Raw genomic sequence first — 8,854 nt, 5'->3', positions numbered from 1 at the left:
CTCGACATCCGCCGACGCGACCGCCTCGGCGGCATCCTGCACGAGTACGAACACGCCGCCTGACCTGCCCGGACGTACTTTTCGGCAGGTACAACGTCGGCGGATGGCATCCGGGCTCCGCCGTCGGGATCACCTGATGAGCCTTCTGAGCCCAGACGATGGGCTCGGCAACGAATGTCGGCGGCGTAACGGAGCCCCGCGTTGGGCGACGATCGGCCCGCCAGCTGATCTAGAGCATTCATTCCCCTGCCGCTGTGTACGTGATGGCTGGGTACGGCCTTTCAGATCAGGCGCCGGGTGGCCGGACCTCTGGTGCGATCCGGGCGGCCGTTTGGTTGCCGAGCGAATGAATGACGGCGTTCGGCCGGCCGGCGTCGGCGCACCGCGGGCGGGAGTGCGGGAGCATGGTGGGGTTGCGCAGCGGAACGGTAGTCGGCGTCGTCGAGCGGGTGTCGGCGAAGGGGCGCGAAACGGTGTCCACGGTCGTCACCTGACATAACGGCACGCAGTTGGCCACGCATCGGGGCGCGAGTGGCCGCGAGTGCCCTGAGCTGGTAAGACGGCATTTGGCTGCCAAGCATCGGCTCGATTGTCGCTGGCTGACCGGCCGTGTGGGTGGGCCGGTCATGATAATGGTTTCGTGGGCCTCTCCGCCCGGCCGTGTGTGATAGCTAGCATCTGGGTGCTCGGCGCGCCCTAACGTTCTGACGTTCCGTGCGCGAGCTTGTACGATGTTGCCGCCTGCTGTCCGGGGACAAACGCCCCCGACGCGACGGGATGATGCGATGGTCAGCGGCGCGATCATCGAAACCGATGCGTAACGCGGTGATGAGAAAGGAACCTGGATTGGTCTCTCGATGTCGTCGTCGATCCTCCAACGACGCATTGTCGATCTTTGCTCCGGGCCGGCGATCGCATCGAATCCCGGACAGCCGCGCAATACCCGAGCGGGTCGCGTCTCCACCGACACCGCCAGTTTCGACATTCTCTGACCGAGAGGACGTCCGTGAGGTACGAAATCCTTGGTCCTGTACGCGTGCTCGACGGTGAGACGGTCCAGAGCATCACCGCGAGCAAACTCGCCATTTTGCTGGGTGTGCTGCTCATCCGGGGCGGCCAGCTCGTCACGAGCGATCTGCTGATCACCGAGATCTGGGGCCATGAGCCGCCTCGCCGGGCGCACGCGACGCTGCACGTCTACGTCTCACAGCTCCGGAAGATCCTTCGCCGGGAGAGCTCCTCGATCAATCCGATCGCGACCAGGCCCATCGGGTACGTGTTGCAGCGCCATCCCGACGATCTCGACACGGACGTCTTCCGCCGCCACATCGAGACCGGGCGCTCCCTCGCGAGCGACGGGGCGTACGCCGCGGCGGTGGCCTCGTTCGACGCGGCGCTCGCGCTCTGGCGGGGCCCCGTGCTCGACGAGGTGGGGGAGGGCCCCCTCGTTACGGGCTTCCGGGCCTCGTGCGGCGACCTCTTCCTGGAGGGGCTGGAAAAACGGACGGACGCCCTGCTCGCTCTCGGCGGTCACCGCGAGCTGGTCGGTCGGCTGTTTCGCCTCGTCGCCGAGTACCCGTTGTGGGAGGCGTTCTACCGCCAGCTCATGGTGGCGCTCTACCGGTCGGAGCGGCGCGCCGAGGCGCTGGGCGTCTATCGCTCGGCCCGGGAGGTGATGGGCCGTGAGCTGGGCCTCGAACCCTCTCGGACGCTGACCGATCTGCAGCAGGCGATCCTCACCTCGGATCGCTCGCTCGACGTCGACCGATGGGCGGTGTGACGGCGACCTCCGGACACCCGTCGCCCCGTCATCGCGGTTCAGTCGACGATTCCGCGGCTGGCGGCGGCGTCGAGATCGAGCTGCCCGCCCCGCCCACGGAAGACCAGCAGGGCGACGAGAATCGCGCAGGCGGCGAAGCAGGCACCGACGAGGAGCGCGTCCCCGACCGCCTCGCCGAGGACATGCACCTGCTGCTGGGCCGCCGACGCGCCGGGCAGCGGGGTGACGTGCCGGCCGGCCGTGCCGAAGGCGGTGACCATGACGGCGAGCCCGAGCGAGCTGCCGACCTGCTGGGTCGCGTCGAGCAGGCCGGAGGCGGCACCGGAGGCCGCCTCGACGCCGTTGAGCGCGACCAGCGTGACCGGCACGAACACGATGCCGGAGCCCAGTCCCATCAGCGCGAGCGGGACGAGGACGTCGGGGGTGTAACCGCTGTCGGGCCCCACCTGGGCGAGGTAGAACATCCCGCCGGCCACGAAGACGCCGCCGATGATCATTAGCAGGCGCGGCCCGACCTTGTTCACGAGCGACGCGGCCGCCTGGGCCGAGACGATCAGGATGAGGGTGAACGGGAGGAAGGCGAGCCCGGCCCGGATGGGGGAGAAGCCCCGGACCTCCTGCAGGAACTGGACCATGAAGTAGTAGATGCCGAACAGAGTGGCCGCGCTCAGCAGCATCGTCAGGTAGCACGCCGTCCGGTCCCGCTCGCGGAACAACTGCAGCGGGGTGATCGGCTGGGAGGCGCGCAGCTCGATGAAGATGTAGGCGGTGAGGGTGACGCCGGCGACGATGAACGCGCCGATGGTCCACTGGTCGCGCCAGCCGTCACTGGCGGCGCGGATGAAGGCGTAGACCAGCGCGGCCATACCGGTCGTCGAGGTGATCGCTCCGGCCAGGTCGAAGCGGCCGGGGTGCGGGGTCGACTCGCGGACGAACCGCGGGGCCAGCGCGAGCAGGATGACGCCGATCGGCACGTTGATGAACAGCACCCAGCGCCAGGACGCCCAGCTCGTGAGCATGCCGCCGAGGATCAGGCCCAGCGCGGAACCGGCACCGGAGACGGCGGCGAACAGGCCGAAGGCGCGGTTGCGCTCTTCGCCGGCCTCGAAGTTCGTGGCAATGAGCGACAACGCGTTGGGTGAGGCGAGGGCCGCGCCGAGCCCCTGGAGGGCGCGGGTCGACAGCAGCCAGGCCGGGTTGGTCGCGAATCCCCCGACCAAGGAGGCGATGGTGAACACGGCGATGCCCGTCATGAACACCCGGCGCCGGCCGAGGATGTCGCCGGCCCGCCCGCCGAGGAGCAGGAGGCCGCCGAAGGTGACCGTGTAGCCGCTGAGCACCCAGGAGAGCTGGGTCGTCGAGAAGTCCAGCGCCTTCTGGATGGTCGGCAGCGCGATGTTGACGACGGTCGCGTCCAGGATCGTCATCAGCTGGCAGACGGCGATCACTGCGAGGGCGACGGCGGGGTTACGCCGGCGCTCGTGAGATGGCCCGACGGCGTCGACGGCGTCGACGCCGGATTCGGAGGTTACCGGACTCGACATCGGGATGCCTTTCGTGACGGACGGATATCGGCGCTGGGCCCGAGCGGATCGGGAAAGAAACGTCGATCGAATGCGCCCGGATCGGCGCGTCGAGGCGAAAAACGGCGCGCCGCATCGCGCGGCCTCGGGCGCGGGAAAGTTCGTCCCGAGGCGCGGCGTGCCGAAAGCGACTTGATGCCCCGGGCACTTGGTGCCCCGGGGAATCGGGTGCTCCTGGGATGAGCGGTTACTAGAGCGCTCCGCTCCTCGAGGCGCGCAATCGGATCCAGGCGGTGCTCGACGTGAGGATCAGCGTAGCGGCCGGCAGATGGCCGGGGTACCACTCCGCGCCGGACATGGTGGTACCGCGGATACCACCTTCCTGGTCGTTCGCGCTTCCCCGGTGTGACATTGTGCAGTCGTGGACCGGTCCGAGCTGGCGAGCTTCCTGCGCGACCGGCGCGCCCGCGTGCAGCCCGGTGACGTCGGTCTCGAGGCCGGCCGCCGGCGCCGGACGGCGGGGCTTCGCCGGGAGGAGGTCGCGCTCCTCGCCGGGATGTCGGTCGACTACTACATCCGGCTGGAGCAGGCCCGCGGTCCTCGGCCGTCCAGCCAGGTGATGACCGCCCTGGCCCGGGCGCTGCGGCTGACGGACGACGAGCGCACGCACATGTTCCGGCTGGCCAGCCTGGTGTCGGAGTCCTCGGCCGCGCCGCGCCGTGACGTGCCTTCGGTGGTGCTGCGGCTGCTCGACGGGCTCGACAACATGCCCGCCTACGTGCTCGACGCGGGGTACGACATCCTCGCCTTCAACCGGCTCGCGGCCGTCCTCCTCGGGGACTTCTCCGACCTCAGCCTGGCCGAGCGCAACATCATCCGCTGGCTCTTCCTCCAGCCCCAGCGCATGCGTTTCACCCCTGAGGAGCGGGACGCCTACGCGCGCGAGGCGGTCGCCGACCTGCGGGTCTCGGCGGCGCGCTACCCGCGGGACGCGCGGATTCGCCGGCTGATCAGGGAGCTGCTGGCCGCGAGCCCGGAGTTCGTCGAGATCTGGGCCGACCACCAGGTGGGGCCCCGGCGCGACGGTCCGAAGACGATGATCCATCCGGCCGTCGGCCCCCTGGAGCTGGAATGCCAGGTGCTGACCGTCCCCGGCCTGGAGCAGCGGGTGATCGTGTATTCCGCGTCGCCCGGGGCGTCGGCCGAGGCGCTCGACCTGCTCCGGGTGGTCGGGCTGGAGCACCTGCCCTCAGCCGGCCCGCCGGCGCGCCGGCCCTGACGGTCCCCGCGGGCCCCGACGGTCCGGGCTGGCTCTGGGGTCTGCGCTGGCCCTGACGATCTGCGTCGGCCCGACGGTCTGTCCCGGCAGAGCGCACTCCGTTGCCGGCCGGTCCTTCCTCCACCCAGACCGGGACCATTCTTGGTCTCGGTCGCCTGCGCCGCCGCCCGTCACACGAAGTATTTCACCGTGATGTCATCCCCGTTGATTGATGAATATTGCGTAAAATGTAATCTGACCTGTCGGGTCCGGGTATCCCGCTCCCCGGGACGGCTATTAAGCGCAGTACTAGGCAGATTTAAGGACGCTGCGCGAGGATGTGTCCACGCGAGCCGGTCGCACCGTCGCGCCCCTCGCGGACAGGGATATCTGCCAGTCCTCCGGGAATCTCTTCCCCTCTGTGACACCGGTCACTGGTCCGCATTCTTTCGGCGCTGCTCGCGCGCCGGGCGTTCCCGCGATGGGTATTGCCCGGCCGGGAGCACGGCCGGTGTGGAAGGAATTCTGATGAAGGTGCCGGACGTCGTTCCCGTCATCGCGAGCCAGCGGTCGCCGCACGCCTGGAAGGCCACGGCGACCGCCTACCTGCCCGCGGCGCCCGGCCCGGCCGCCGCCCTGGACCTCCTGTGCTTCCACCACGCCGGCGGCGCCGCCTCCGCCTTCACGGGCTGGTCGGCCGCCGTCGGCCCGGCGGTGCGGGTGCTCCCGGTACAGCTCCCCGGCCGGGAGCGCCGGGTCCGCGAGCCGCGCTTCCGGGAGATGACCGCCCTGCTGGACGACCTGGAACGAGAGCTCGGACCGTACCTCGAGGGCCGCTACGCCTGCTACGGGCACAGCATGGGCGCCCTCGTCGCGTTCGCGCTCGCCCACCGCCGGGCCGAGAGCGGGCGGCGCGGCCCGGTCCGCCTGCTGCTCGGGGCGCACGCCGCGCCGCACCGGCCGCGGGCGCTGGGGAGCGTCGACGGGATGGACGACCTCGCGCTGGCCCGGCTGCTGATCGGGATGGGCGGCATGTCGGAGACGCTGCTCGACTATCCCGACTGGATGGTGGCGGCGACCTCGCTCGTCCGTGACGACCTGGCGGTCTGCGCCAGCTGGCGACCACCGCCGGCGCCGCTCCCCGTCCCGATCGACGTCTTCGCCGGCGTCGACGACGCCATGGTCGGCCTGGCCGGGGCGTCCGAGTGGAGCCGCTACACCACCGGCGGGTGCGCCCTGCACCCGGTGCCCGGCGGCCACTTCTTCATCCGTGAGTCACCCGAGACCTTCCTGCCGCTGCTCGCCGCCTCCCTGGCCGCGGCGGCCCCCGCCGCCCACGGCGGGTCGCCGGCAGCCGTGCCGGCCGACGCGCGACGAGGTGAGCAGGCGTGACGGACGTGTCCCCGACCGTGCCGGTTCCTTCCGGCGCCGAGCCCATCGCGGTCCTCGGCCTGGCCTGCCGGCTGCCGCAGGCGCCGGACCCGGCCGCGTTCTGGCGCCTGTTGCGGGCCGGCTCCAGCGCCGTCACCCGGCTCGATCCCGAACGGCGGACGGGCCCGGCCTCTGACGGCGAGCGCGGTCCCCGCCTCAGCCTGCCGGGCGGCTTCCTGGACCGGATCGACACCTTCGACGCGTCGTTCTTCGGTCTCTCCCGCCGGGAGGCCGAGGCCATGGACCCCCGTCAGCGGCTGACGCTGGAGCTGGCCTGGGAGGCGCTGGAGGATGCGCGGATCCGGCCGCCCGCCCTGCGCGGGACGCCGGCCGGAGTGTTCGTCGGCGCGATGGGCGACGACTACGCCACCCTCGCCGCCCGCGCGGGCCTCGACGCGATCGGGCCGTACACCCTGACCGGGACCAACCGGGGGATCATCGCGAACCGGGCCTCCTACTTGCTGGGCCTGCGCGGCCCGAGCATCAGCGTCGACACCGGGCAGTCCTCCGCCCTGGTCGCCGTCCAGCTCGCGGTGGAGAGCCTGCGCCGCGGCGAGTCCTCGCTGGCGCTGGCCGGCGGCGTCCACCTCGTCGCCGCCGCCGAGAGCACGCTCGCCGCGGGCCGCCTCGGCGCGCTGTCCCCGGACGGGCGCTGCTTCACCTTCGACTCCCGCGCCAACGGCTATGTCCGCGGCGAGGGCGGGGGCGTCGTCGTGCTGCGCCGCCTGTCGGACGCGCTGGCCGACGGTGCCCCGATCCGGGCCGTGATCCTCGGCGGCGCCGTGAACAACGACGGCGGCGGCCCCGGCCTGACGGTGCCCGACCAGGCCGCGCAGGAGGACGTCATCCGGCGTGCCCTCGCCGACGCGAGGACGGCGCCGGACGACGTCGCCTACGTCGAGCTGCACGGCACGGGCACCAGGGCCGGCGACCCGGTGGAGGCCCGCGCGCTCGCGGCCGTCCTCGGCCCGGCCCGGGCCGGGCGCCCGGTCGCCGTCGGCTCCGTCAAGACGAACGTCGGGCACCTGGAGGCGGCCGCCGGCATCGCCGGCCTGCTCAAGGCGATCCTCAGCGTCGAGGCCGGCGAGCTGCCCGCCAGCCTGAACTACCTGGAGCCGCCGCCCGGCCTGCCGCTGGCCGAGCTGGGCCTGCGGGTCCAGACCGGCCTCGGCGCGTGGCCGGATGGCGGCGGCCGCCGCGTCGCCGGCGTGTCGTCGTTCGGCATGGGCGGCACCAACTGCCACCTGGTCGTGGCCGACTGGCCGGGCGAGCCGGCCCCGCCGGCCGCCGTGGTCGCCCGTGAGGCCACCGCCGGGCCGCACGTCCTGACGGTGTCCGGCCGCGGGGCCGCGGCGGCGCGGGCGCAGGCCCGCCGCCTGCGCGACCACCTGGCCGGCGCGCACGGGCCGACGCTCGCCGACGTCGCGCGGTCGCTGGTGACGACCCGGGTCACGTTCGAGCACCGCGCCGCCGTCGTCGGCTCGAGCCGGGACGAGCTGGTGGCCGGCCTGGACGCGTTCGCCGACGGCCTGCCCTCGGCCGGCGCCGTCGCGGGTGCCGCCCTCGTCCCGGAGGGGGCGCCGGCCCGGCCAGTGATGATCTTTCCGGGGCAGGGCTCGCAGTGGGCCGGGATGGCGCGGGAGCTCTACGCGTCCAGCCCGGTCTTCGCGGCCCGGTTGGACGAGTGCGCCGCGGTGATCGACCCGCTGGTCGGCTGGTCTCTGGTCGCGGTGGTGCGCGGCGACGTCGCCGAGATCGACGGGCGGCCGGCGATGGACCGCCTCGAGGTCATCCAGCCGGCGCTGTTCGCCGTGATGGTCTCGTTGGCCGCGCTGTGGCGATCGGTCGGCGTCGAGCCGGCCGCCGTCGTCGGCCACAGCCAGGGCGAGCTCGCGGCGGCCTGCGTGGCCGGCGCCCTGTCGCTGGAGCAGGCGGCCCGGGCAGTCGTCCGGCGGACCCATGCCCTGGGTGAGATCGCCGGCAGTGGCGGGCTGCTGTCCGTGCCGCTGGGGGCCGCGGACGTGACCGCCCGGCTGGCCGCCTTCGACGGCCGGATCGTCCTGGCGGCGGTCAACGGGCCGTCCTCGACGGTGGTCGGCGGCGCGCCGGCCGACCTGGAGGCGTTCGCCGCCGCCTGCGCGGCCGACGGGCTGCGCGCCCGCACCGTCCCGATCGACTACGCCTCGCACACGCCGGCGGTCGAGCGGGTCCGCGAGACCGTGCTGGCCGACCTCGCGGAGGTCGCGCCGCGCCCGGCCGGCGTGCCCTTCTACTCGACCGTCACCGGCGACCGGATCGACGGGTCCCTGCTGGACGCGGACTACTGGTACCGCAACCTCCGGGAGCCGGTCCGGATGGAGACGGCCATCCGCGCGCTTCTCGCGGCCGGGCACCGGCTCTTCGTCGAGGTCAGCCCGCACCCGGTGCTCGTCGTCGGCGTGACCGAGACGATCGACGCCGTCGCGGACGAGACGCACGCGGCGCGGGCCGCCGTCGACGCGGCGGCCGATCACGAGACCGCCGGGGACACGCTGTCCGGGGACACGCTGTCCGGGGACACGCTGTCCGGGGAGACGGCGTCCGGGGACACGGCGCTCGCGGGCGTCGGCGACGCGGTGGCACTGGGCACGCTGCGCCGCGGGGACGGCTCGTGGCGGGCGTTCCTGACCAGCGTGGCCAGGGTGTGGACCCGGGGCGGCGCGGTCGACTGGGCCCCGGTCTGGGCGGCCGTGGGCGGCGCGGCGGCCCGCGACGTCTCGCTGCCGACCTACGCGTTCCAGCGGGAGCGGTACTGGCTGGCCGGGAGCGACCAGGTCGGCGGTGCCGGCGCGGTGGCCGGCGGCCATGACCTCGGCGCGGAGC

6 protein-coding genes are annotated in these 8,854 nt (G+C 72.9%); 4 read left to right on the top strand and 2 right to left on the bottom strand.

The genetic code is table 11. The features are described from left to right. Positions 1–286: 286 nt before the first annotated feature. Entirely contained in the window at positions 287–481 is a 195-nt protein-coding gene (locus tag BCD48_RS17555; RefSeq protein WP_131804024.1) for a hypothetical protein, read from the bottom strand. Positions 482–1,006: 525 nt separating this feature from the next. Between BCD48_RS17555 and BCD48_RS17550 the strand changes: the two genes are divergently transcribed. After that, positions 1,007–1,780 carry an AfsR/SARP family transcriptional regulator gene (locus BCD48_RS17550; protein WP_071049485.1) on the top strand — a complete coding sequence of 258 codons (774 nt, stop codon included), beginning with the start codon at positions 1,007–1,009 and terminating at the stop codon, positions 1,778–1,780. Between the two features lie 38 nt (positions 1,781–1,818). Here the strand turns inward: BCD48_RS17550 and BCD48_RS17545 are convergent, their stop codons facing one another. Continuing rightward, on the bottom strand, positions 1,819–3,324 hold the full coding sequence (locus tag BCD48_RS17545) for an MFS transporter (protein ID WP_071049484.1): 1,506 nt from the start codon (positions 3,322–3,324) through the stop codon (positions 1,819–1,821). 400 nt (positions 3,325–3,724) lie between these two features. Here BCD48_RS17545 and BCD48_RS17540 point away from each other — a divergent pair, with 400 nt between their 5' ends. The 3 genes from BCD48_RS17540 to BCD48_RS17530 form a co-directional block, all read left to right on the top strand. Further along, a complete protein-coding gene (locus BCD48_RS17540; RefSeq protein WP_071049483.1) occupies positions 3,725–4,582 on the top strand; it encodes a helix-turn-helix transcriptional regulator in 858 nt (285 codons plus the stop codon). 507 nt (positions 4,583–5,089) lie between these two features. Then, positions 5,090–5,953, top strand: coding sequence for a thioesterase II family protein (locus BCD48_RS17535; RefSeq protein WP_071049482.1), 864 nt, complete (start codon positions 5,090–5,092; stop codon positions 5,951–5,953). Next, the coding region (locus tag BCD48_RS17530) for a type I polyketide synthase (RefSeq protein WP_131804023.1) at positions 5,950–8,854 on the top strand (2,905 nt) is incomplete at its 3' end. The genes BCD48_RS17535 and BCD48_RS17530, both read left to right, overlap by 4 nt.

It is taken from the genome of Pseudofrankia coriaricola, from assembly GCF_001854805.1.
GTDB lineage: Bacteria > Actinomycetota > Actinomycetes > Frankiales > Frankiaceae > Pseudofrankia.
Note: the sequence above shows the minus strand (reverse complement) of the source record. Positions and strands in the feature narration are given on the sequence as shown.